Source organism: Bradyrhizobium sp. IC3195, from assembly GCF_020193585.1.
GTDB classification, from domain to species: domain Bacteria; phylum Pseudomonadota; class Alphaproteobacteria; order Rhizobiales; family Xanthobacteraceae; genus Bradyrhizobium; species Bradyrhizobium yuanmingense.
On record NZ_JADYVG010000005.1, the window covers coordinates 79,021 to 102,587 of the forward strand.

General features: G+C 65.1%; 24 protein-coding genes. 14 read left to right on the top strand and 10 right to left on the bottom strand.

Features of this window, described 5'->3' with window-relative positions; translation table 11 throughout:
- Positions 1–86 precede the first annotated feature (86 nt).
- The 4 genes from I6F09_RS13025 to I6F09_RS13040 all read right to left on the bottom strand — a co-directional run bounded on the left by I6F09_RS13025 (position 87) and on the right by I6F09_RS13040 (position 3,265).
- On the bottom strand, positions 87–497 hold the full coding sequence (locus I6F09_RS13025) for a putative quinol monooxygenase (RefSeq protein WP_225188222.1): 411 nt from the start codon (positions 495–497) through the stop codon (positions 87–89).
- 79 nt (positions 498–576) lie between these two features.
- Positions 577–1,410: a VOC family protein gene (locus I6F09_RS13030; RefSeq protein ID WP_225188223.1), complete on the bottom strand. Its 834-nt coding sequence runs from the start codon at positions 1,408–1,410 to the stop codon at positions 577–579.
- Positions 1,411–1,440: 30 nt separating this feature from the next.
- Positions 1,441–2,454, bottom strand: coding sequence for an aldo/keto reductase (locus tag I6F09_RS13035; protein ID WP_225188224.1), 1,014 nt, complete (start codon positions 2,452–2,454; stop codon positions 1,441–1,443).
- Positions 2,455–2,509: 55 nt separating this feature from the next.
- Positions 2,510–3,265: an alpha/beta hydrolase gene (locus tag I6F09_RS13040; RefSeq protein ID WP_036005822.1), complete on the bottom strand. Its 756-nt coding sequence runs from the start codon at positions 3,263–3,265 to the stop codon at positions 2,510–2,512.
- Between the two features lie 336 nt (positions 3,266–3,601).
- On the opposite strand from I6F09_RS13040, the gene I6F09_RS13045 reads away from it, so the two are divergent.
- The 5 genes from I6F09_RS13045 to I6F09_RS13065 are packed head-to-tail and all read left to right on the top strand — an operon-like array spanning position 3,602 to position 8,729.
- Positions 3,602–4,600, top strand: coding sequence for an AraC family transcriptional regulator (locus tag I6F09_RS13045; RefSeq protein WP_225188225.1), 999 nt, complete (start codon positions 3,602–3,604; stop codon positions 4,598–4,600).
- Between the two features lie 18 nt (positions 4,601–4,618).
- The gene (locus tag I6F09_RS13050; protein WP_036023261.1) at positions 4,619–5,083 is read left to right on the top strand and encodes a (2Fe-2S)-binding protein; all 465 of its coding nucleotides are present in this window, start codon (positions 4,619–4,621) and stop codon (positions 5,081–5,083) included.
- Between the two features lies 1 nt (position 5,084).
- Positions 5,085–7,340, top strand: coding sequence for a molybdopterin cofactor-binding domain-containing protein (locus tag I6F09_RS13055; RefSeq protein WP_225188226.1), 2,256 nt, complete (start codon positions 5,085–5,087; stop codon positions 7,338–7,340).
- 8 nt (positions 7,341–7,348) lie between these two features.
- Positions 7,349–7,981 carry a hypothetical protein gene (locus I6F09_RS13060; protein WP_225188227.1) on the top strand — a complete coding sequence of 211 codons (633 nt, stop codon included), beginning with the start codon at positions 7,349–7,351 and terminating at the stop codon, positions 7,979–7,981.
- Between the two features lie 58 nt (positions 7,982–8,039).
- Positions 8,040–8,729 (top strand): type 1 glutamine amidotransferase domain-containing protein, encoded by a 690-nt coding sequence (locus tag I6F09_RS13065; RefSeq protein ID WP_036005815.1) that lies wholly within the window; start codon positions 8,040–8,042, stop codon positions 8,727–8,729.
- Positions 8,730–9,009: 280 nt separating this feature from the next.
- Here I6F09_RS13065 and I6F09_RS13070 read toward each other — a convergent pair whose 3' ends face one another.
- From I6F09_RS13070 to I6F09_RS13095, 6 genes are all read right to left on the bottom strand, one after another.
- On the bottom strand, positions 9,010–9,414 hold the full coding sequence (locus I6F09_RS13070; RefSeq protein ID WP_225188228.1) for a hypothetical protein: 405 nt from the start codon (positions 9,412–9,414) through the stop codon (positions 9,010–9,012).
- Positions 9,415–9,562: 148 nt separating this feature from the next.
- The gene (locus I6F09_RS13075) at positions 9,563–11,158 is read right to left on the bottom strand and encodes an MBL fold metallo-hydrolase (RefSeq protein ID WP_225188229.1); all 1,596 of its coding nucleotides are present in this window, start codon (positions 11,156–11,158) and stop codon (positions 9,563–9,565) included.
- 3 nt (positions 11,159–11,161) lie between these two features.
- Complete coding sequence (locus I6F09_RS13080; RefSeq protein WP_225111882.1) at positions 11,162–12,688, bottom strand: thymidine phosphorylase family protein; 1,527 nt, start codon at positions 12,686–12,688, stop codon at positions 11,162–11,164.
- 121 nt (positions 12,689–12,809) lie between these two features.
- Positions 12,810–12,974, bottom strand: coding sequence for a Flp family type IVb pilin (locus I6F09_RS13085; RefSeq protein WP_036005811.1), 165 nt, complete (start codon positions 12,972–12,974; stop codon positions 12,810–12,812).
- Positions 12,975–13,233: 259 nt separating this feature from the next.
- Positions 13,234–13,470 (bottom strand): hypothetical protein, encoded by a 237-nt coding sequence (locus I6F09_RS13090; RefSeq protein ID WP_036023267.1) that lies wholly within the window; start codon positions 13,468–13,470, stop codon positions 13,234–13,236.
- A gap of 59 nt (positions 13,471–13,529) precedes the next feature.
- Entirely contained in the window at positions 13,530–14,531 is a 1,002-nt protein-coding gene (locus tag I6F09_RS13095) for a Ku protein (RefSeq protein ID WP_225188230.1), read from the bottom strand.
- Between the two features lie 217 nt (positions 14,532–14,748).
- Between I6F09_RS13095 and I6F09_RS13100 the strand changes: the two genes are divergently transcribed.
- The 9 genes from I6F09_RS13100 to I6F09_RS13140 all read left to right on the top strand — a co-directional run bounded on the left by I6F09_RS13100 (position 14,749) and on the right by I6F09_RS13140 (position 23,487).
- Positions 14,749–14,904, top strand: a complete 156-nt coding sequence (locus I6F09_RS13100) for a hypothetical protein (protein ID WP_167361642.1) — start codon at positions 14,749–14,751, stop codon at positions 14,902–14,904.
- Positions 14,905–15,145: 241 nt separating this feature from the next.
- On the top strand, positions 15,146–15,820 hold the full coding sequence (locus I6F09_RS13105; RefSeq protein WP_036005801.1) for a response regulator transcription factor: 675 nt from the start codon (positions 15,146–15,148) through the stop codon (positions 15,818–15,820).
- Positions 15,821–15,929: 109 nt separating this feature from the next.
- Positions 15,930–17,306: a sensor histidine kinase gene (locus I6F09_RS13110; RefSeq protein ID WP_109144361.1), complete on the top strand. Its 1,377-nt coding sequence runs from the start codon at positions 15,930–15,932 to the stop codon at positions 17,304–17,306.
- Positions 17,307–17,467: 161 nt separating this feature from the next.
- Complete coding sequence (locus tag I6F09_RS13115; protein ID WP_225188231.1) at positions 17,468–18,868, top strand: hypothetical protein; 1,401 nt, start codon at positions 17,468–17,470, stop codon at positions 18,866–18,868.
- Positions 18,869–18,966: 98 nt separating this feature from the next.
- Complete coding sequence (locus tag I6F09_RS13120) at positions 18,967–19,236, top strand: hypothetical protein (RefSeq protein WP_036035217.1); 270 nt, start codon at positions 18,967–18,969, stop codon at positions 19,234–19,236.
- A 131-nt stretch (positions 19,237–19,367) separates the two neighbouring features.
- On the top strand, positions 19,368–20,474 hold the full coding sequence (ccmI, locus tag I6F09_RS13125; protein WP_036005789.1) for a c-type cytochrome biogenesis protein CcmI: 1,107 nt from the start codon (positions 19,368–19,370) through the stop codon (positions 20,472–20,474).
- Between the two features lie 37 nt (positions 20,475–20,511).
- A complete protein-coding gene (gene ccmE, locus I6F09_RS13130; protein ID WP_036005786.1) occupies positions 20,512–21,021 on the top strand; it encodes a cytochrome c maturation protein CcmE in 510 nt (169 codons plus the stop codon).
- Entirely contained in the window at positions 21,018–23,000 is a 1,983-nt protein-coding gene (locus tag I6F09_RS13135) for a heme lyase CcmF/NrfE family subunit (protein ID WP_225139470.1), read from the top strand. Before ccmE ends, I6F09_RS13135 begins: the two co-directional genes overlap by 4 nt.
- A 4-nt stretch (positions 23,001–23,004) precedes the next feature.
- Entirely contained in the window at positions 23,005–23,487 is a 483-nt protein-coding gene (locus I6F09_RS13140; protein WP_036005780.1) for a cytochrome c-type biogenesis protein, read from the top strand.
- Positions 23,488–23,567 lie beyond the last annotated feature (80 nt).

Here is a 23,567-nt window from a genome sequence, read left to right on the forward strand (position 1 = left end):
TTCGCCCGATTGCGCGGCTTTGTCCGAAACAGGGCTGCGACAAATTCGCTCGCGTGCTGCGGCGTGCTCGCTTGCGCAGCCTTCAGCTAATTTTTGGGCTTGCCAAGAACGGCCATGTGCATGACCTCGACGCCGCCGTCGGCGAGTTCTGGCAGCCTGGCGAACCAGTCCTTTACGTATGGCATCGCGTTGTGCGCGTCGAAATCGGCTCGGGTGGCGAAAATCTCGTAGAAGATGAAATGACCCGGCTTGGTGCGATCTTCCTGAAGGAAATAGACCAGGTTTTTGGGATCGCCACGGACCAGCTCGATCAGCGGCAGGGTGGCCGCGCGCAGCAGATCCTCCTTTCCAGGCTTGGCTCGCACCTGCGCCACGACGGAATATGCGCCTTCCTGAACCTGTTGATAGCGAACGCCTGGCGCTTCCTGCACTGCGGCGGAAAGTGTCGTCGTTACGAGCAACAAGGCGGTTAGCAAGAGAAATCGGACAGTTTGCATGACGAGGTCCTCTGCAGGTAAGTAAGCCGCGGGCGGCCGGGTCAGGGGCGCTGACCGGTCGCCTGCCGCGTCCAAGGAATTAGCGCACGATCTTTTGCTGCCGCTTCGCCAAGGCCTCGCTGAAGCGCTTCTTGACGGGGCCGAGCGCCTTGACGAACTCGAGCTGCTCGCCTTCGGGCCCCTTGCAGTAGATCAGCTCCCAACCGTTCGAAGGTTCGGCGGTCACCCGGTTCGTGTTGGTGCTGCGGGGCGCGGCCTTGCGATCCGCTTCCGTCATGAGACGGATGGTGCGGTTCGCTCTCACCTGCGTCATGCCGCGGCGCGCCGATTCCGCTTCGAGATCGGCAATGAACTTGTTGAAGTCCACATCGTCGCGAACATAGAAGCAGATGTGCATCATGCGCGGGAAAGCAGGACTCATGTGCTCCAGCGGTTCGGCGAAGCTCTTGGCGCTGCCCATGGGCTGATCAGCCTCGCGATATTGCAGCAGCTCCAGCACCATGTTGTCGAACTGGATGAAGCGGACATCGAGCCGCTGTGCCCCGCTTCGCAAGTCGGGCACGCCGATGGTTCGCGGATTGACCCCACGTGCATTCGCCTCGATTTCCTGGTCGGCCAACAGCGTGTTCTGCACCCCGTCGCCCTGGAAGTCGCCGTGCCGGAACACCTCGGTGCCGCCAAGCACCTCCGTGTAGAACTGGTAGGCCCGCTCCATGTTCTGGACCGTCAGCCCGAAATGCTGGACGCCCTGGAGCCGCGCCCCGAGCGGCGCCTCGTCGCGCTCGCCATCCTGTGTCGCGGCCCGCGCGTCGATGGCCGTGCCGGCGACGAGGCCCGTGACGACGGCGGCGCCGGCGGTCTGAAGCAGGGCGCGGCGGTCCATGCCGGTGGGGTTGTTGGTTTCATCTGTCATGTTGCTCTCCTTGGTCATTGGGTGGATTGGTCAATCGGCGGCGGGAAGCGGAGCTGCGGGGCTGACCAGCCCATCGGAGCGGAGCTCGCGCCAGAAGTCCGCCGGGATGCCCTGATCGAGCGCAGCGCGATCCTCGGCGATGCGCCCCGGGCGGCTCGCACCGGGAATGACGGCGGCAACCACCGGATTGGCGAGCGCGAACTGCAGGCCGGCCGCTTTCATGCTGATCCGATAGCGGTCGGCGATCGCCTTGATCCGCGCCACCTTCTTGAGGATTTCGAGCGGCGCCGGCGCATATTCGAAGTTCGGGCCGCCGACGAGCGCGCCGGAACTGTAGGGGCCGCCGACGACAATCGCGAGCTCGTGCTCGGCGACCACCGGCATCACCCGCTGCAGCGCCCTTGCGTGGTCGAGCAGCGTGTATCGGCCCGCGAGCAGGAAGCCGTCGGGGCGCGGCTCTTCGAGCGCGAGCAGCAGCTCGATCGGCTCGACCCGGTTGACACCGAGTCCCCACCCCTTAATCACGCCCTCGTCCCGCAGCTGGTCGAGGGCCTTGAACGCGCCCTTGCGGGCGCTTTCGAACACCGAGAGCCACTCGTCGCCGTAGAAATCCTGCGCAACGTCGTGCACGAAAGCGACGTCGATGTGGGAAGTCGCGAGCCGCTTCAGGCTGTCCTCGATCGAGCGCAACGTTCCGTCCCGGGAATAATCGTTCACGATCCGGTTCGGGCGGCCGTACCTGAATACGCCGCCCTTCTCGCCGAGGTCGCGGGCATCGACGTCCTCGATCTCGTCCAGGATCAGGCGGCCCACCTTGGTGCTGAGCACGTAGTCGCTCCGCGGCCGGCCGGCGAGTGCGGCGCCGATGCGGATCTCCGCAAGCCCCGCGCCGTAGAACGGCGCGGTGTCGAAATAGCGAATGCCGTCGTCCCAGGCTGCGTTCACCGTCGCGAGCGCTTCCCGCTCCGGGATGTCGCGGAACATGTTGCCGAGCGGCGCCGCGCCGAACCCTAGTCGTCCCGGCAGAATATCCTTGAGGGCCATGTTGCTAGTCCTTGTCTGCGAGGGCCAAGTCCGTCGGTGTGCGGCGCAGCCGATCTCAGTCGGTCGCTGACGTGTCTGCGCTTCTGATGAACGCCGCGACCTCGCGCGGATGCGACAGCATGACGGCGTGGCTGCTCTTCATCTCCGTCACCTTCGCGCCGGAACGCTTGGCCATGGTGCGCTGTGCCGTCGGCGGGATCATGCGATCCTCGCTCGTCACCATGTAATAGGTCGGCTTCGTCTTCCACGCCACGCGATCGACCTTGGTCTGCACCGCCTGCAATCCCCAGGGCAGCTGCGCGGCGCCCATGAAGCGGGTCGTGGCCGGGTCGACATCGGCCGCGAAAGAGGTGGGGAATTTTGCGCGGTCGACGAGCAGATAATTGCCCTCGGTGACCAGCGGAGCTTTGTGCTCGCCGGCGGGCACCGGGGCTTCCGCCAGCGTGCTGACGGACTCTCCGGCGTCAGGAGCAAAGGCAGCGAGATAGACCAGGCTGCGAACCTTGGGATTGTCGCCGGCTTCCGTGATGACCATCCCACCATAGGAATGCCCGACCAGAATGACGGGATGCCGCGCCTTGGCGATCACGCGCTCGGTCTCGGCGACATCGTCGCGAAGCGTGATCGTCGGCTGCTGAACGACGAGCACCTCATAGCCCGCCTCCGAGAGGATGCCGTAGGTGTCCTTCCAGCCCGAGCCATCGACGAAGGCGCCGTGCACGAGAACAATCGAAACATTCCTGTCGGCCGCGGCCGCGGGGGCGGCGGTTGCGATCGACAACGCGGCAAGCGCGGAGGTAAGCGGCTTCATGTCAGGCTCCTGTCCTCTATACGGCGACATTGTCGTTGGTGCGCCTTCACTAGCGCACGCCCGCATTGCGATATTTCCGATTCCTGCGCGATGACGCACGCATCTTGCTGAGGTGCGAGGAGATCAAGCTTGCGAAGCCGAACACGTCTGGCGCCAAGCCTTTGCCTTGGCTGGCTTTTACCTCTTTTAACCGTGCCGCCTCTGGACTTCGCTGGCGCAGCTTGTGAGTAATTCGCGATCGGCGTGGCAGTGACCGGGGCTGCAACTCACCACCGGATGGAATGATCGCTCGCGCGATACGGGGCCGGGAATCGCCGCAACGAAGCGGAGGTCGTAATGGCGCTCGTGACGCATGGAGATCACAAGTACAAGAACAGCGAGAAGCTCGCGGGGGTCAATGATTGGCCGGGGCTGAGCATCGAGCATCGCAAGTTCGAGGCAGGCTGTCAGGCAACGCCCGTTCCCATCTGCACCGAGCTAGTCATGCTGCTGTCGGGCGGGGGCATGGTGTGCCGTGCCGGCAACGGCGAAATCCAGAAAAGTCTTGCGCGTCCGGGCATGACTTATCTCGTGCCCGTGGGGACGCAGGAGAGCCATCTCGAGCTTTCGGACCGGATGGAATGTCTTCATCTCTATCTGCCGTCGACACTGCTTGACCACAGCGCGCTTGCGGATTTCGGCATCGATCCGGCCAAGGTCGAGATCGCCTATGCTCACGGCCTGGCGGACCAGGCGCTCTTCCACATCTGCTCGCCGCTTCGCGATCTGCTCCATCGCCCGCGCCAGCCGACCGACGCGCTGTTCGTGGAGGGGATCCAGGTCACCCTCGCGGCGCATCTCCTGGGCAATTACACGATCGACCGCTGGCGCGCGCCCGACAAGTCGCCGGCGCTCGACGCGCGACGCCTGCAGCGCGTGCTGGACTATATCGAGGCGTCTCTCGGCAGCGATATCAGGTTGGAGGATCTGGCGACCCAAGCCTGCCTCAGCCCCTATCATTTTTCCCGGCTGTTTCGCGAGGCGACCGGACTGTCACCGCACCGTTATGTCACCGATCGCCGCGTCCACGCCGCGCGAGAGGAGCTCGCGCGCGACCACCTGTCGCTGGTCGAGATTGCCCTGGAGTTCGGTTTCGGCTCGCAGGCCAATTTCACGCGCGTATTCCGCAAGGCCGCAAATCTCACCCCAGGGCAGTATCGCGAATTGTGCTGTGGCCAGGCGGAGGTGAAAGCCGATTGGCTCGAAAGCCATTCCGCAGGGATTGCGCATGATCCAGCAGGATTCGGAAATACGGCGCAATGGGCGTCGAGCATTGCTGTTGCAGCGACCAGGTAGGCGAGAGGACATATCGGCATGATCGAGCTCAAGGTGAACGGGATCAAGCGCCAGGTCGACGTCGTGCCCGAGATGCCCCTGTTGTGGGTGCTGCGTGACGAACTGGGCATCACCAGCGCCAAATACGGCTGCGGGGTCGCGCAATGCGGGGCCTGCACCGTTCACATCGACGGCAAGGCGGTGCGGTCCTGCCAGGCCCATATCGGCGAGGTCGCGGGCAAATCGGTCGTCACGCTCGAAGGCTTGCACAACAAGGACCAAAATCCGGTCTTGCAGGCCTGGATCGCGCATCAGGTGCCGCAATGCGGCTACTGCCAGACCGGTCAGATCATGCAGGCCATCTCGCTTCTTGCATCGATCCCAAAACCGACTGACGAGCAGATCAACCAGGTGATGTCCGGCAATCTCTGCCGCTGCGGCACCTATCCGCGCATTCGTGCGGCGATCCATGCGGCCGCCGCAAACAAGATGGCGGAGAAGTGAGATGGGCGACATGCAAACCCTTTCGCGTCGGGCTTTCGTGTTCGGTTCTGCCGCGGTCGCCGGTGGCATCGTTTTCGGTGCCTATGGTCCGGCCGAAGCGGCCGCGCCGAGTGCCGATGGCAATCCGCTGGCCGCCGGACTCGGCCCGAATTCCGTCACCTTCAATCCATGGGTCGAGATCAGCCCCGACAAGATCACGCTGATCGCGCAACACGCCGACATCGGCCAGGGCGTCGGCTCGGTGCAGCCGATCATGATCGCCGAAGAGATGGACCTCGACCCCGGCCAGTTCGAAGTCCGCTTCGCCGGTCCGAGTCCCGCTTACTTCAACACCGGATTCAAGGAGGAGCTGGCGCCGTTCCTGGCCGCGGACCAGAGCCCTGCGGCCGAAGCGGCACGTGCTGCGGCGCTGGAAAGTCTTCGCAAATCCGGCCTGCAGATGACGGGCGGTTCGAGCACGATCCCGGACACCTATGAGAAGCTGCGCGTGGCAGGGGCAGTTGCGCGCGAGACGTTGAAGGCAGCTGCGGCCAAACGTTCGGGCGTCGCAATCGCCGACATCCGCACGCAATCCGGCCACGTGATCCTGCCCGACGGAAGCAAAATTCCGTACGTCTCACTGGCGGCCGAGGCCGCAAGAATTCCGCCGGTGCTCGATGCGCAGCCGCGCGATCCCTCGACCTGGCGCATGCTGGGCAAGCCGATGACGCGCCTCGACGTGCGCGCCAAAGTTATGGGCGAATTGCAATTCGGCATCGATCAGAAGATGGAGGGCATGCTCTACGCCTCAGTCAAGCTGAACCCCGGCAAGGGCCAGCCGCTGAAATCCTACGACGCCAGCAAGGCGCGCGCGATGCCGGGCGTGAAGAAGATCCTCGAGATCAAGAACGGCGTTGCGGTGATCGCCACCAACAGCTGGTACGCGATGAAAGCCGTCGACGCCATCGCTTGCGAGTGGGCGCCTTCGGCCTATCCCGCCGAGCAGGCCGATCATTGGAAAGTGCTGGAATCATCGTTCAAGCCCGAATTCCTCGGCAAGGAGTGGCGGACGATCGGCGACGTCGGAGCCGGCCTGAAGACGGGCAAGCTCGTCGAAGCCGAATATCGCGCCCCTTACGTGGCGCATCAGCCGCTCGAGCCCTTGAACGGGATCGGTCTCGTCACCGACAAGGGCATGGAAATCTGGGTTGGCCATCAGAGCCCGCAGGCGGTGCAAGCCATCGCGGCGAACGCTATCGGCCTCAAGCCGGAGCAGGTCACCTTCCACAATCAATGGACCGGCGGAAGCTTCGGCCATCGTCTCGAATTCGAGAACGTCCGCGTGCTCGCCGAGATCGCCAATCAGATGCGCGGGACGCCGATCAAGCTCGTCTTCTCGCGCGAGGAGGATTTCCTTCAGGATATTCCGCGGCAGATTGCGATCGCGCGTCACAGGGGAAGCGTCGCCAACGGCAAGATCGTTGCGACCGACCTGCAATTGGCATCGACGGCGCCGTTCAAGGGACTGCTCGAGCGCATGGGTGCACCCTCGAAGGATCCCGATCCTCAATTGGCCGCCGGCACGTGGAACGTCTATTACGACATCCCCAACTTCCGCGCCATCAGCTACGAGGCGCAAGGGCTGTCGCCGTGCACCACGTGGCGCTCCGTGGGAGCGTCCACAGCCGGCTTCTTCACCGAAAGCTTCATTGACGAATTGATCCACGCAGCCGGCCTCGATCCCATGAAGGCGCGCATCGCGATGTGCAATGTGCCGCATTATCGCAAGCTGCTGGAGACAGTCGCGGAGATGTCGACCTGGAAGGGGCCGCTCGGCAACGGCAGGGGCCGCGGCGTCGCCTTCGTCGAGTCGTTCGGGACACCGGTTGCCGAGGTCGTCGAGGTGACGGCGACGGACCGTGGCATCCGGATCGACAAGGTCTGGGTCGCGGTCGACGTCGGCAAGGTGATCGATCCCGTCAATTTCGAGAACCAGGTCCAGGGCGGCGTCGTCTGGGGCCTAGGCCACGCGATCAATTGCGAAATCACCTACTCAAAAGGCGCGGCGCAGCAGACCAATTACAATCACCATGAGGCGATGCGGATCCACCAATGCCCGGTCATCGAAGTTCGCGGGCTCGAGAACGATCCGAAGGTGAGGGGCCTCGGAGAGCCGCCGGTGCCACCCGCCGCGCCTGCGCTTGCCAATGCGATCTTCGCGGCGACCGGAAAGCGCATCCGCGAAATGCCCTTCAACAAGTTCATCGATTTCGTGTGAGACACGCCATGCAGAGATCTCTGATCGCGTTGGTCTTGGCAGCGTCGGCCGTCGCCGCCCTGACCGGGATCGTCGCCGCGAAGGACGAGGCCGCCAAGGACCTGCTGCCGCCCGGTAGCGTCAGCCGCGCCGAGGGGCTGGAGGCGTGGAAGCGGATCGAAGCCGTCGTGACCCATCCACGGTGTGCCAACTGCCATGTCGATGCCAAGGCGATACCGATCTGGACGCCGGCCGGCGAAACCAAGCCTCGCCCGCATGGCATGAACATCCATGGCGGCGAGAGCCGCATCGGAGCGGAAGCGATCCCGTGCTCGACCTGCCACATGACCTCGACCCAGGCGAACGAGCCGGCGCCCTCGCCGCCGCGCGCCGGCATCGATTGGCAGCTCGCCCCGCTGGCTTTCATCTGGTTCGGCAAGAGCGGCGCCGAGATCTGTGCCCAGATGAAAGATCCCAAGCGCAACGGCGGTCGCGACGCCGCTGGTCTCGTCGGGCATTTGCGGCACGATGCCTCGCTGAGCGGCTTCATCCCGCGCGGCTGGGCGCCCGGAGCCGGCCGCTCAACGCCGCCCGGCACCTTCGAGGATCACGTCAAGGACATGGCGATGTGGGGCGCGGCCGGACAGCCCTGTCCGAATTGAGGTGGTCTCCGCACCGCGGCAAGGCGATCCCAGATAGCATTATCGAAAGGAGAAAACCATGACCCAACACGTCCTCTTCATTGTCACCAACGCAGCCGTGATCGGACCGCATAGTCGCAAGACCGGCTTCTTTTTCGCCGAGGTTGCCCATCCTTTCGAGGTGCTCGACAAGGCTGGGATCGCGGTGGAGTTCGCGTCGCCGGCCGGGGGGTGGACGCCTTACGATGCATATGACGAGAAAGATCCTGCTCAGAAGGATTTCCTCGCCAGCAAAGCCTTTCGCCGCCTGAATCACAGCCGTAAATTATCCGAGGTGGATGCCGCCGACTACGACGCCATCCTGATACCCGGCGGTCTTGGTCCCATGGTGGACATCCAGCGCAATGCGGCGGTCCAAAGTGCCGTTGTGCGAGCCTGGAGCACCGGCAAGCTCGTCGCCGCTGTCTGTCACGGGCCGTGCGCGCTGCTTGGCGTCGACCTCGGCGATGGCGTCCCGTTCGTGCGCGGCAAGAAGCTGACATCCTTTTCGAAGAAGGAAGAGTACGACTATGCGCGCGATGACGTACCTTACGAGCTCGAGGATGCGTTGAGGGCAGAGGGTGCCGAGTACTCGTCCGCGGCCAATTGGCAACCTCACGTCGTCGTCGATGGCCGGCTCATCACGGGCCAGAACCCCGCCTCTGCCGGAGCGCTCGGAAAAGAGTTGCTGGCCGCCCTCAAGGATAGGAGCAGCGGCGCGAAAACCTGAAGATTCGCAAGGACGAATTCGAGCGGGATGGGCGCGGCATCTGAAGCTGTGCTTACATCCCTCTTTGCAGCAGGGCTATCGCATTTGGGAGTTTCCCCGGCGGCCATCCTTCGAGACGCCCGCTATGGGCGGGCTCCTCAGGATGAGGGCGGAGTGCGCGGCAGCCATTTCAACGAGCACTGATGCTGACTAGCCTCATCCTGAGGAGGCGCGTCAGCGCCGTCTCGAAGGACGAGGCGTGCGCGCAGGCCGCCGCCACAAGTCATATCCGATTGCTCTGCTATTTGCAGCTCTGGCAGATCATCAGCTTTCGCTTCAACGCCTCATCTTCTTGATCGAGACCATCCGGATTGGACCTGGTGTCCCTTGCTGCGCGCGAACGCGCAGGCGGCGTCACGCGGCTCGGAGTGCCAACGTCATCGACGGTGCCGACGCTGAAGCCATCGTAGTCGGCGGCCGGATTCGGTTGAGGCCGGCCAATCACGGAAGGCTCCCTGCTGGACGTCGCTGCTGGAGTTCCGTTCGTCGTTACCCGGGCGGGCTTGGTGGCACCCGGGCGTGGCGGCGCTGCATCGGGCCGAGCAAGCGAAACCGGCGGCGCGGCCGAAGTTTGGCCTCTGGCGCTGTCGTGCGGCCAGGCGACGACAGACATGAGGCCGATCGTCAGGAGCATCACGCGTCTCATCCGCATTCTCTCGGCAGCGCTGGTTGATCGATTGGCGGCATGGCTCGTCGAGCCCGTTCCGCCGGAGAATATCAGCACCCAGAGGGCCGTCAAAGCGCCGTAGCCTGGATGAAGCGAGGCGCAATCCGGATTATTGTTTCCACGAGCGCTACGCCGTTTCCTGCAGCGCCCGCCGCAGCCTTCGGATGATGACGCCGCGGGCGCGGTCGTCGGCGGCGGCTGCGACGCGATCGTTGATGTCGAGCATCAGCTCGGACATCTCGTTGTGCCAGTCGAGACGCGTCACGGCCTCCGGCGACAGTCGCCGGCGATGATCGGCGTCGAGCACGCGCGGTTCGGGTGCCGCGAGCTCGAAAGTGTCGTCCAGCATCGGCTGGTAGATCCTGGCCGCGGGAATGATGCGCTCGGCGACGCGCTCGGCCAGGCCCGCAACCGCCGCTTCCTCGCCGTGGACCAGGAACAGCCCGCGCGCGATGGGACGACGCGCCGCGATCCAGCTGGCCATGCCGGCGCCGTCGGCATGACCCGAATATTCGTCGATCATGCGGATGCGGGCGGCGACCTTGATCTCGTCGCCCTGGATGCGGACGGCCTTGGCCCCGTTCTGAAGGAAGCGGCCGAGCGTGCCGTTGGCCTGGAAGCCGGCCAGAAGCACGGTCGCGCGCTCGTTCCACAGCCAGCGCTTCAGATGATGGCGGATCCGGCCCGCATCGCACATGCCGCTCGCGGCGATGATGATGTGAAATCCGGACAGACGCATGATCGCCTTGCTCTCGTCCGCGGTCTCGGTGAATTTCAGATGCGGCGAGTTGAGCAGGCGCGTGGCGTCGACCGACGGATCGAGGCTCTCGGAATGGCGGCGGAACACTTCGGTCGCGCGGATCGCGAGCGGTGAATCAAGGAAAATCGGCGCCGTCGGAAACTCGCGGTGCTCCATCAGGTCGACGAGATCGACGATCAGCTCCTGGGTGCGCTCGACCGCGAAGGCGGGCAGCAGCAGCGCGCCGCCGGCCGCCGCGGCAACGCGCACCTCGGCCGCGAGGTGCTTGCGGCGAAGCGCAGGTGTCGTGGCCTCGCGCACGCGGTCGCCATAGGTCGATTCCGAGATGACGTAGTCGAAATCGCTCGGCGCTTCGGGATCGGGCTGGAGCAGCTTGGCCTCCGGCCCGACGTCGCCGGAGACGAGCACGCGCAGCGGCCGCGCCGCGCCTTGCTCGGCGATTTCCAGCTCGATCGAGGCGGAGCCGAGCAAATGGCCGGCGTTCCAGTAGCGTGCGCGGACGCCGGGGATCACGTCGGTCCAGCGTTCGTAGTCGACGGCGCGGAACGATCGCAGCGATGCGATCGCATCGGCCTGCGTGTAGATCGGCTCGACCTCCTTGCGCCCGCGCGAAGCATTGCGCCGGTTGAGCTGCTTGACCTCCGATTCCTGGATGTTGCCGGCATCGGGCAGCATGTAGGAGCAGAGGTCGATCGTGCCGCGCGTCGCCAGGATCGGCCCCTCGAAGCCCGCGCGCACGAGCTTCGGCAAGAGACCGCTATGGTCGATGTGAGCGTGCGTGAGCAGCACCGCATCGATGTCGGCGGGGCGAAACGGAAAGGCGCGATAATTGAGCTCCTTCAGCGTCTTCTGGCCCTGGAACAATCCGCAATCGACCAGGAAACAGCCGCTTGCGGTCTGGAACAGATAGCTCGAGCCGGTCACGGTGCGGGTGGCACCGCAGAATCGAACGGTGATGCTCATCTGTCATTCTCCGAGGGGCTTGCCGTTGATCGCATAGCCGTCGTCGGCCGCAGTCGCGCTGGCCGCCAAATCGTGCTCCGACCGGCCGAACGTGTAGACGCGATAGAGTGGCTCGCCCTGCTCGACGCGGTCGCCGATCTTCTTGAACAGGCGGATGCCGGCGCCCTTGTCGAGCGGCGCGCCGGCGGTGCGGGCGAGGCGGTTCAGACGCAGGCAGTCGATTGCGGACACGATGCCGTCATGCCTCGCCTCGACGTCGAAGCTGAGCGGTCCGAGCTCGTTGCTGCATGTCGAGGGGCCCTGTGCGTCGATGATCTTCTGCATCTGCTGCAGTGCCGCGCCGCTATCCAGCAGTTCGCGCGCCCGGGCATAGCCGGCCCCGCCGCGCAGCTTGGGATCGTATTCCAAGAGATGGGCGGCGAGCCGGAGCGACTTCTCGCGCAGATCGCGCGGCGCATCCTTGTCATTGCCGAGCACCGCCATGACGTCGTTGGCCTCCAGCACCGGCCCGATGCCGTTGCCGATCGGCTGGCTGCCGTCGGTCGTGATCACCTCGACGGTCCGGCCGAAGCGGTCGCCGACGAATTCGAACAGCTTTCGCAGCCGCATGGCCTCGACGCCGCCGGTGACCTTCGCGGTCGGCCCGACCGGAATGTCGATCAGCAGATGGGTCGAGCCTGCCGCGATCTTCTTGGACATGATGGACGCGACCATCTGCTCGCGAGTATCCAGGCTCAGCGGGCGCTCGACCGAGATCAGGACGTCGTCGGCCGGCGACAGGTTCACGTGCCCGCCCCAGATCAGGCAGCCGTTGCAGGAGGAGACGATCGCCTTCATCTCCTCGACGGAGATATTCACCCGCGCCAGCACCTCCATCGTGTCGGCGGTGCCGGCCGGCGAGGTGATCGCGCGCGAGGAGGTCTTCGGGATCGGCAGGCCATGTGCGGCGACGATCGGCACCACCACCATCGAGGTGCGGTTGCCGGGGATGCCGCCGATGCAATGCTTGTCGACGACGACAGGGGTCGGCCAGACCAATTGCGTGCCGGCCTGCGCCATGGCCCCCGTGAGGGCGAGCAACTCGTCGCTGGTGATGAAGCTCGCCGACCCGATCAGGAAGGCGGCGATCTCCATGTCGGAGTAGCGATAATGGGCAAGGTCGCTGATGATCGCGCCGATCTCGGCCTGGCTCAGAGTTCGTCCGCGGATCTTCGCACGCACCGCTTCCAGGCTCTCCGGAGGCGAGGCGGGCCTGACCGTGACCTCCGTTCCGACCGCTTCGGCGAAGCGCCGGAACGCAGGCTCGGAGAGGCCGATCTCGTCGGGAGCCGCGAGCGTATCGTCGTCCGTGATCAGCAGGGTCGCCAGCAGAACCTTGCCGCCCTGACGAAGCTCGACGCGGCTGAAGCCGCGGAAGATCTCCGCGCGCAGCGCCTTGGAGCGCCTCGAGACGACGACGACGTTCTCACGGCCGGTGTCGAGGCGGACGCGGCGGATCTTCAGTTGGGAATGCGGAAGGTCTGGATGCATGGACGGGCCGGCAGCAGGGAGTCGGACCTCCATGCTTAGACGTCGCCGTCCCGATGCTGTTGACCCAGATCATGGCCCGCCGCTACGGCGGGCAGCCGCTGCGCAGGCCGTTGGCCGGCGGTTACTTCATCGCCGTGCTGACAGAGTTGAACTTGTTGTTGAGCAGCGCAGCGCCCGTGCTGTTGACGATGGTCACGATTGCCAGAGCGATCCCTGCGGCGATCAGGCCGTACTCGATTGCGGTTGCGCCATTCTCATCGGCAAGGAAGGACCTAAGCAGACGCATTGCCAACTCCTGTTCATCCGATCCGATGGATGGTCGCGTCGTTATCGGACTTGCAAATCGATCGAATAAATCTTCGAGCGCGCCAAAACACGGCGATCGCACCTTACCTCGTACGACGGCATTCATTAAATTAGGGTTCCGTCGATCCGTTCAAATGAAGTCAAACCGACAGCCCGGTGCATTGCCCCCATTGGCTTGACCGCTTAACCGATTGTTGAGCCTGTTCGTCAACGAATAGGCAAGGATGTCTCGATCGCGCTCATCCGCGCCGGCCGTCCGTATTCAGCGCCCGCAACATCGCGATGCGGGCGAACATCACCCAGCCGCCGCCGGTCTCGGCCGCATTGATCAAGGTCTCGATCGCGGTCTGCCAATGCGCCTCGTGCTGGGCGTCCTCGGGCAGCTCCATGATGTAGTCGGCGGCTTCTTGAAGCGTGAGCAGCTTGCGCTTGTTGCTCACGCGAACGGGATCGTCGAACGCCGTCGACCAGGGCATGTCAGGCCGGCCGATCGGCGAGGAGAGACATCACGGCGTGATCGCGGGGCGTGGTGCTGTCAGCCGGCCTTCTTTGCCCGCGCCGGCGCGCGCACCGGCTTGTCGGCGGCCGTCTTCGGCGTGGTCGCAGCCTTCGCCGCAGCGTCCTTGCCGCCCTTGCCTGATATCGGCAGCAGCATCTCGCGCTGGCCCTCGACGCGCTTCTTCGGCTTCTTGGCCTTGGTGTACTTGGCGGTCTCCTTGTCCGTGTCCCTGGCGACCTTCGCCGCGGGGGCCGCGTCCTTCTCGTTCGCGATGCTCTTCTTCAGCGCGTCCATCAAGCTGATGACGTTGCCGCCGGTCTTCGGTGCGGCCTTGGCGGTGATCGGCATGCCGCTGCGCTTCTTGTTGATGAGATCGATCAGAGCGGTCTCGTAATGATCCTCGAACAGCTCGGGCTCGAACGCGCCGGACTTCTTCTCAACGATGTGCTTGGCGAGGTCGAGCATGTCCCTCGTCAGCTTCACGTCCTGGATGTCGTCGAAATATTCCTTCTCGCTGCGGACCTCGTAGGGGTAGCGCAGCAGCGTGCCCATCAGCCCGTTCTCGAGCGGCTCCAGCGCGATGATGTGCTCGCGGTTGGTCAGCACCACGCGGCCGATCGCGACCTTGTCCATGCTGCGGATGGTCTCGCGGATCACCGCATAGGCGTCGTGGCCGACCTTGCCGTCCGGCACGAGGTAGTAGGGGCGGATCAGATAGCGGTTGTCGATGTCGGCCTTGGGCACGAACTCGTCGATCTCGATCGTGTGGGTGGAATCGAGCGCGATGTCGTCCAGCTCGTCCTTGGTGACCTCGATATAAGTGTCGGTGTCGACCTTGTAGCCCTTGACGATGTCCTCGGAGGTCACCTCGTCGCCGGTCTCGGCATCGACCTTGAGATACTTGATGCGGTGGCCGGTCTTGCGGTTGATCTGGTTGAACGAAACCTTCTCCGTATCCGAAGTGGCCGGATAGAGCGCGACCGGGCAGGTCACGAGCGACAGACGCAGAAAACCCTTCCAATTGGCGCGGGGGGCCATGGGCTACTCCAGACGCAACAGCGGACAAGCTTTGAGGATACCATCGCCCAGTTGCGAATCATAGCAACCGCCGGCGCGGAATCTTGCAACGGCGTTAATCGCCGCCTGCGCCGTGTTTGCTGGACCGGAACATCGCCCGAGATGACGCGTTGCCCTGGCAATTCATCGCCGAGGAGGTCGCGGCCATCCGACGCGACAGCCACAGATCGAGGTCACCATGGCAACCAGGCGAGAGCAGAACCGGATCGTCGAAACTCCGACCGAGGCGCGCCAGGGCGAGCCCGGACCTTCGGTGGCGGCGCTGCTCGCCATCTCGACCGGGCTTGCGATCCTGATCCTCGCCGTCGTCTGGTTCGTGTTCTTCCGGACCTGACGGCCGGATCGGCACGCCGGCACCTTCCGGCTCGCCGCGCGATGCGGCACGTTGCGCCCACCATGCCACCGGCTCCTCCGGCGGCATGGTGGGCGCAGTCGCATTTGCGCGCGCCGGGTCGTATATGACCAAAAAGTAACGTAGCCCGGTTCCCTGCGTTCATATTCAGTTCACGCCGGAATTGCTCATCTGTGGCGGTGTTCATGTCGCCTGTTCTTGCAGCCTATCCTTGGAGAGAAGCGTGCGCCTGCTCGTTGTTGAGGACGACCCCGATCTCAATCGCCAGCTCACCAAGGCGCTGACCGACGCCGGCTATGTCGTCGATCGGGCTTTCGACGGGGAGGAGGGGCACTATCTCGGCGACAACGAGCCGTATGACGCCGTGGTGCTCGATATCGGCCTGCCGAAGAAGGACGGCATCTCGGTGCTGGAAGCCTGGCGCCGCAACGGCCGCACCATGCCGGTCCTGATCCTCACTGCACGCGACCGCTGGAGCGACAAGGTGCAGGGCTTCGATGCGGGCGCCGACGACTACGTCGCAAAGCCGTTCCACCTCGAGGAGGTGCTGGCGCGCATCCGCGCCCTGCTGCGCCGCTCCACCGGCCATGCCCAGAGCGAATTGACCTGCGGCCCGGTTACGCTCGACACCCGAACCGGCCGGGTCAGCGTGTCGGGCAATCCCATCAAGATGACCTCGCACGAATATCGGCTTCTGGCCTACTTGATGCACCATTCCGGGCGGGTGGTCTCGCGCACCGAGCTGGTCGAGCATCTCTACGACCAGGATTTCGACCGCGACTCCAACACCATCGAGGTCTTCGTCGGCCGCATCCGCAAGAAGCTCGACGTCGACATCATCCAGACCGTCCGCGGCCTGGGCTATCTCCTGACCCCGCCGCCGGCCCCGGGCGCCTGAGGCGTTCCGGCCTTTGAAGTATCTTGGCTTGACGGGAGGCCGAACAGGGCCCTTGGTCCGGTCATGACGTCCGACCACCTGCCATCCTGCGCCGCCCGGGATCATTCCGATGGCCGCTAGCTCGCTTGCGAACCGACTGTTCCTGTCGGCGACCGCCTGGCTCGTGGTGATCCTGGCCATCACAGGCGTGGTGCTGTCGTCGGTCTACAAGAACGCCACCGAGCGCGCCTTCGACCGCCGGCTCAATCTCTACCTGCGCACCCTCATCGCCGAGGTCGCAACGCCCGACGAGCCGCCGGACCGTCAGTTCCAGTCGCTTGGCGAGCCCCTGTTCGACCTGCCGCTGTCCGGCTGGTACTGGCAGATCACGCGGACCGACACCGAAAAGCCGGAAGTGCGCTCCTCGCGCTCGCTTTGGGACAAGAAGCTACCGAAGCTCGAAGAGCAGGGTGCCGAGCTCACCGCCGCCGGCATCCGCCTCGCCTATGTCGATGGGCCGGAAGGGCAGAATCTGCGCATGGTGGAACGGCCGGTCGATCTCGGTGCCGACGGCAAATTTCTGGTCAGCGTCGCCGGGGACGATACCGAGATTTTCGACGAGACACGCAGCTTCGACTACTATCTCGGCGGCACCTTCACGGCGCTCGGCATCGTGCTGCTGCTGACGACCGTGTTCCAGGTCCGTTTCGGCCTTGCACCGCTCAAGCGCATCTCGGACGCGATCGCCGACATCCGCTCCGGGCGGGCGGAACGGCTCGAGGGTGAATTCCCGGTCGAGATCGCGCCGCTGGCGCGCGAGACCAACGCGCTGATCGACGCCAATCGCGAGATCGTCGAGCGGGCGCGCACCCATGTCGGCAATCTCGCTCATGCGATCAAGACGCCGCTTTCGGTCATCGTCAACGAAGCCAGCGCGCATGCCGCCGATCCGTTCGCGGAGAAGGTGATGGAGCAGGCGGATGTGATGCGCGACCAGGTCGCCCATCATCTGGAGCGCGCCCGCATCGCGGCACGGGTCTCGGTGGTCGCGACCGTGACGGAGGTGGCGCCTGCCATCGAGGGGCTGCGGCGGACCATGGAGAAGATCCATCGCGACCGCGGCATCGTGGTCGAGGCCAAGGCCGATCCATCCGCCAAGTTCCGGGGCGAGCGGCAGGATCTTGAGGAGATGGTCGGCAATCTCGTCGACAATGCCTGCAAATGGGCGGCCTCCCGCGTCCTCATTGAGGTCCTGGTCGAGCCGCAACAGCGGGCCGGCGCCGGCCCGCGTTTGCGGGTCATCGTCGACGACGACGGCCGTGGTCTGTCGGAAGCCGAGCGCGCCCAGGTCGCCCGGCGCGGCAAGCGCCTCGACGAGTCCAAGCCCGGGTCGGGACTGGGGCTGTCGATCGTGACCGACCTCGCGGCCCTCTATGGCGGCAGCCTTTCGCTCGGCAGCGCTCCGACTGGGGGTCTGCGCGCCGAGCTGGTTCTTCCCGGACTATAATCCCTTGTTTCGACGACAATTTCCGGCGTGGCCGAGGCTCCTCCAGCGAAGCATGGGAGGCATTCGAGGCAGCTTCCTAAACGGCTTCTTAAGTGGGGACCCCCTATGATCGCGCCGGACCCATCCCATGTCCGCCATTTTACCGTGCATTACCCGGGCGCATGAGCCAGACATCGATCGAGCGGCTGAGGGAATATCTCGCGCAGCTCCCGCCGCAGTCGCAGGCACTGCTGATGCGGGAGTTCGAGCGTGCGCTGGAGCGCGGCCAGGACACGGCGGTGGCCACCCTCGTGCTCGAGCAGCTGCGCAAGATCGTCCGCAAGAGCGAGGCCGACGAGACTTTGCCGCCGCGCACGGACGATCTGTCGCGGCTCCTATTCCAGGTGTTGGAACCGTTCCTCGTCGAAGCGGGCACTCCTGTCAGGGCCGGCCAGATTCGCCGCTCCTCGCTGCAGCCGATCTGGCAGTGGCTTGGCCGTGACGGCGCACCGGACAAGGTGAACGAATTCGAGGCGGCGCTGGCGCGCATGCCGGCGGACAGTGCTGGGCAGGTCGAAGCCCTGGCGCAGAAGCTTCAGGCGGTGGCCGCGGACGCCATCTTCGAGCTGACGGGGCCGGGCGGCGGCGACAAGTCGCGGGCGCTGGCCCGGGTCGGACCGCCCAACGTGATCGAGGATCTCTATTCGATCGGTGCGGTGCTCCAGGTCCGGGACGCCATTGCGACATTGAACGAGAAATTACCGCGCACCTTGCGGGCCTTCGGGGATTCCCAGATCGCCTCGGTGACGTCGGCGCTCAACATTCCGGCGCTTCAGACGCCGCAGATGCTGCCTTTCGCCTTGTCGATCGTCGTGCAGCGGATGACCGCGCCCTGGCAGATCATCCGCCTTGCGGTCAAGATAGCGGCGTCCGATGACGAGATCCGCGTCGCGGCGACGCCCTACGGTATGGCCGTCACGATAGCCCTGCACGATTTGTCCTGCGTCGCCGCGGTCCTGCGCATGGACATCAAGCGCGGCCATTTCGACAATGTCGCCGGCAACCTCAAGACGCTGCACGACGGCGTGCGCGGACTGCGCACCGAGCTCGACCTGCGCAACGATTCGACCTGGGGCAAGCAACTGACGTCGATCCGGGCCGACATCTCCAATGCGCTGCAGTCCGAGATCGACAGCGTTCCCGGCCGCGTCCGCCGCATCCTGCGCCAGCGCCCCGAAAAGGACATTCCGCCGGGCGCGCGGATCGACAGCACCGAAGTCGAGGAAACGGTGGCACTGATCGACTTCGTCGCGACGTGCCGCAACTATGCGAGCGAGCTTGCGATCAACGAGGTGACGCTGCGTACCTTCTCCGATCTCCAGCAATATGTGGAACGGTCGACCGAGCAGCTGGTGCAGTCGCTGCGTGCCGCCGATCACAAGGTCCGCACCTATCGGCAGCAGCAGGTGCAGGCCGCGATCCGCTTCTGCCAGGTGCTGTTCGGCGACGATTACGCCTCATTGATGAGCCGGGCCGCCGAAAATGCACTCACGGGCGAGCGCAAATCGTCGCGCGCAGGCTGATCGGCGCGCATTTTTCCTGATCACAATTTTAAGTTGACGACGCCGATGGCGCACCGTACTTTCGCGGTGCAAGTCTGGAAATTTCCATCTGTAGGCGCATGAAACCGGTCATCAGCTCGATTGAAATTGAGAACCGCGTCATCGTTGCCAAGTATCAACGGCTGATGGTTGGAGCCAAGGTGGTGCTGGTCGAGAAGGCCAGCGATCGGCAGCTGCCTGAGACCGCCACCAGGGTTGCATCTCGGGTTCCGGTCGGAGCGCTGCGCATCAGATTGCCGGATGCAATCAAGCCGGGAACATACTTCCTGAAGGCCTTCAACGGGCACGGCGAGCAGGCCGCGCAAAGTGTCGACTTCGAGATCGGCTAAGCCGTTGGATTTTCACCTTTTCGGCACTACATGCGGTTGCGCCGCCTTGACAATTGTCAATTGCCGCATCGTCCGGCCGTGGTGTAAAGGCACCTACAGGCGCGGTTCGGGCGCCGCCGGAAGCTTGCCAGATGACGCTATGGTTCGTGTTCGCGCTGATGACGGTCGCGGCGATTTTCGCCGTGCTCTTGCCGCTTGGCCGCACCAGCCGCGCGCAGGATCAGGGCAGCGAGGTCGCGGTCTACAAGGACCAGCTGGCCGAAATTGAGCGTGATCTCGCCGCAGGGTTGATCTTGGCGCCGGAGGCGGAGGCTGCGCGCGTCGAGGTCAGCCGCAGGCTGCTCGCGGCGGCGGCCAGCGAGCCGGCAACGGCGCCGAAGTCGAACCTCAAATGGCGCCGTGCGGCGGCCGTGCTGGCGCTTGCCGGACTGCCGCTCATCGCGGCCGGCGTCTACATGCCACTCGGCTCGCCCCGGCTGCAGGACTTTCCCCTTGCGCAGCGGGAGCGCGGGGGTGGCATGGCGCAGTCGCTCGAGAACCTCGTCGTGCAGGTCGAGCAGCATCTTGAGAAGAATCCGACGGACGGGCGCGGCTGGAACGTGCTCGCGCCGGTTCTGGAGCGGCTCGGCCGCTTCGACGACGCGGTGCGCGCCTATCGCAACTCGCTCACCTACAATGGCGAAAGCGCGGAGCGCAGGTCCGATCTCGGCGAAGCGATCTCGGCTGCCGCCGGCGGCGTGGTGACCGCCGAGGCCAAGGCCGAATTCGAGCGCGCACACGCCTTGAACGCCGACGATCCCAAGGCGAATTACTTTCTGGGCCTTGCCGCCGAGCAGGACGGCCGCAAGGACGACGCGGCCAATATCTGGCGCGCGCTGCTTGCGAAAGCGCCTGCGGATGCGCCGTGGCGTGCCCTGGTGCAGTCCTCGCTGGCGCGGGTCGGTGGCGGCGGCACGCTGCCGGCGCTGTCCGACGAGACGATTGCTGCCTCCAAGGACATGGCCGAAACCGATCGCAACGCCATGGTGCGCGGCATGGTCGATCGTCTCGCGACGCGGCTGAAACAGAACGGCGACGATGTCGAGGGCTGGCTGCGCCTGGTGCGCGCCTATCTGGTGATGGGCGAGCGGGACAAGGCAATGGGCGCTTCGGCCGATGCCCGGCAGGCGGTTGCCAGCAACGCCGAGCGGCTGCGCCAGCTCAACGAAGGCCTGAAGACTCTCGGGATCGGCGGATGATGATTTCGGGACGAGAGATGCGGAGAACGGATACGCCATGACGCGCAAGCAGCGACGTATGACCATCATCGGCGGATCGCTCGCCGTGCTCGCGCTCGCCGCCGCGCTGGTGCTCAACGCGCTGCGCGACTCCATCGTGTTCTTCTCGACCCCGACCATGGTCGCCGAGAAGCATGTCGAGCCCGGCAAGCGGTTTCGCCTCGGCGGCTTGGTGCAGCCCGGCTCGCTCCAGCGCGGCGACAATCTCGCGGTGACGTTCGAGGTCGCCGACGGCAACGCCAAGCTGCCGGTCGCCTTCAAAGGCATTCTGCCCGACCTATTTCGCGAAGGGCAGGGCGTCGTGGCGGAAGGCGCACTCGATGCCAACGGCGTGTTCAAGGCCGATACCGTCCTTGCCAAGCACGACGAGACCTACATGCCCAAGGACGTCGCCGATGCCCTGAAGAAGCAGGGGCACTGGAAGGACGATTACGGCGCCCAAGCTTCTGGCGCTGCCAAACCCGCGGCGACGACCGCCCAGGGCAATCCGCAGGGAGCGGTGCGGTGATCGCGGAATCAGGACATTACGCGCTGGTGCTGGCGCTCGCCCTCGCACTGATCCAGTCCGTCGTGCCGCTGGTCGGTGCGCGCCTTGGCGACGCCGCCCTGATGAACGTGGCGCGCTCCACCGCGCTCGCGCAGCTGCTGTTCGTCGGCGCCTCGTTCACCGCGCTGGTGATGCTGCACGTGAACTCGGATTTCTCCGTCGCCAACGTCTACGAGAATTCCCACTCGATGAAGCCGCTGCTCTACAAGATTACCGGCGTGTGGGGAAACCATGAAGGCTCGATGCTGCTGTGGGTGTTGATCCTCGCGCTGTTCGGCGGCTTGGTCGCCAGCTTCGGCAATAATCTGCCGCTCTCGCTGCGCGCGCATGTGCTGGCTGTGCAGGCCTGGGTCGCCAGCGCGTTCTACCTCTTCATCCTGATGACATCGAACCCGTTCCTGCGCATCGCGAGCCCCCCGATCGAGGGACGCGATCTCAATCCCGTGCTCCAGGACATCGGTCTCGCCGTGCACCCGCCGATGCTCTATCTCGGCTATGTCGGCTTCTCGATCTCGTTCTCCTTCGCGATCGCGGCGCTGATGGAGGGACGGATCGATGCGGCCTGGGCGCGCTGGGTGCGGCCCTGGACGCTGGTCGCCTGGATCTTCCTGACCCTCGGCATCGCCATGGGCTCGTATTGGGCCTATTACGAGCTCGGCTGGGGCGGCTGGTGGTTCTGGGATCCGGTGGAGAACGCTTCGCTGATGCCCTGGCTCGCCGGCACCGCGCTATTGCATTCGGCGCTGGTGATGGAGAAGCGCAACGCGCTGAAGGTCTGGACCATCCTGCTCTCGATCCTGACCTTCTCGCTGTCGCTGCTCGGCACCTTTCTGGTGCGCTCGGGCGTCATCACCTCGGTGCACGCCTTCGCCACCGATCCGACCCGCGGCGTGTTCATCCTCTTGATCCTGTGCCTGTTCATCGGCGGCAGCCTGTCGCTGTTCGCGGGCCGCGCCACCTCGCTGAAGCAGGGCGGCCTGTTCGCGCCGATCTCGCGCGAGGGCGCGCTAGTGCTGAACAATCTGCTGCTCACCGTGGCCTGCGCGGTGGTGCTGTTCGGCACGCTCTATCCGCTCGCGATGGAGATGCTCGCCGATTTCAAGATGTCGGTCGGCGCACCCTTCTACAATCTGAGCTTCGCGCCGCTGTTCGCGCTGCTGCTGCTCGCGGTGCCGTTCGGGCCGATGCTGGCGTGGAAGCGCGGCGACCTGCTCGGCGTGATGCAACGTCTGCTCGCGGCCGGCGTTGCCGGACTGGTCGTGGTCGCCATCGTCTGGGCCTGGGTGCGGGGCGGCAGCGCGCTGGCGCCGCTCGCGATCGGCCTCGGCGTCTTCGTCATCGCCGGCGCGGTCACCGATCTGGTCGAGCGGACGGGCCTGGTGCGCCTGCCGTTCGCAACGGTGCTGCACCGGGCGCGCGGCCTGCCGCGCTCGGCCTGGGGCACCGCGTTCGCGCATGCCGGCCTCGGCGTTGCGCTGATCGGGATCGTCTGCGAGACCACCTGGAACAGCGAATACATCGCGACCATGAAACCGAACGAGACTGCCCATGTCGCCGGCTACGATCTGAAGCTCGACGGACTGTTTCAACGCCAGGGCCCGAACTACCGCGAGATGATCGCAGAGTTCAAGATCAGCCGCGATGGCGAGGCGGTCACGGTGATGACGCCGTCCAAGCGCAGCTTCACCACCCGCGGCTCCTCGACGACGGAGGCCGCGCTGTTGACCAGCGGCGCGAGCCAGCTCTACGTCTCGCTCGGCGACGCCACCGCCGAAGGCGCCATCGCCGTGCGCATCTATCACAAGCCGCTGGTTCTCCTGATCTGGTGGGGACCGGTGCTGATGGCGTTCGGCGGCGTGCTCTCACTCTCCGACCGCCGTCTGCGGGTCGGCGCGCCGAAGCCGGCGCGGGCCAAGCAGCGCCTCCAGCCCGCGGAATGACCCGATGCGCCGGATGATGGCCGCGTTCATCGCGTTGGTGTTGCTGGCTTTGCCGGCGGCCCACGCCGTGCAGCCCGACGAGATCATGCCGGATCCGGTGAAGGAATCGCGCGCGCGCGAATTGTCGCGCGAGCTTCGCTGCATGGTTTGCCAGAATCAGTCGATCGACGATTCCGATGCGCCGCTGGCACGCGATCTCAGACTGCTGGTGCGCGAGCGCATCGCGGCCGGCGACAGCAATTCGCAGGTGCTCGATTTCCTGGTGGCGCGGTACGGCGAGTTCGTGCTGCTCAAGCCGCGCTTCGAGCTGCAGACCCTGCTGCTGTGGCTGCTCGGGCCGGTGCTGCTGATCGGCGGCGGCCTGGCGCTGTGGCTGCAAATCCGCCGCCGCTCGCGAACTGGTGTGGACGTACCGGCACCGCCGCTCACGCCCGACGAGAAGGCACGGCTCGCGGCCTTGATGTCGGACGAACCCAAATCGCCCTGAAGCCGTCTACGTCGTGCCACGCAGTGCGCGGCAACGGCTGCGTGGTTCATGCTAAATTGACCTTTGTCTGGAAGCTTGTC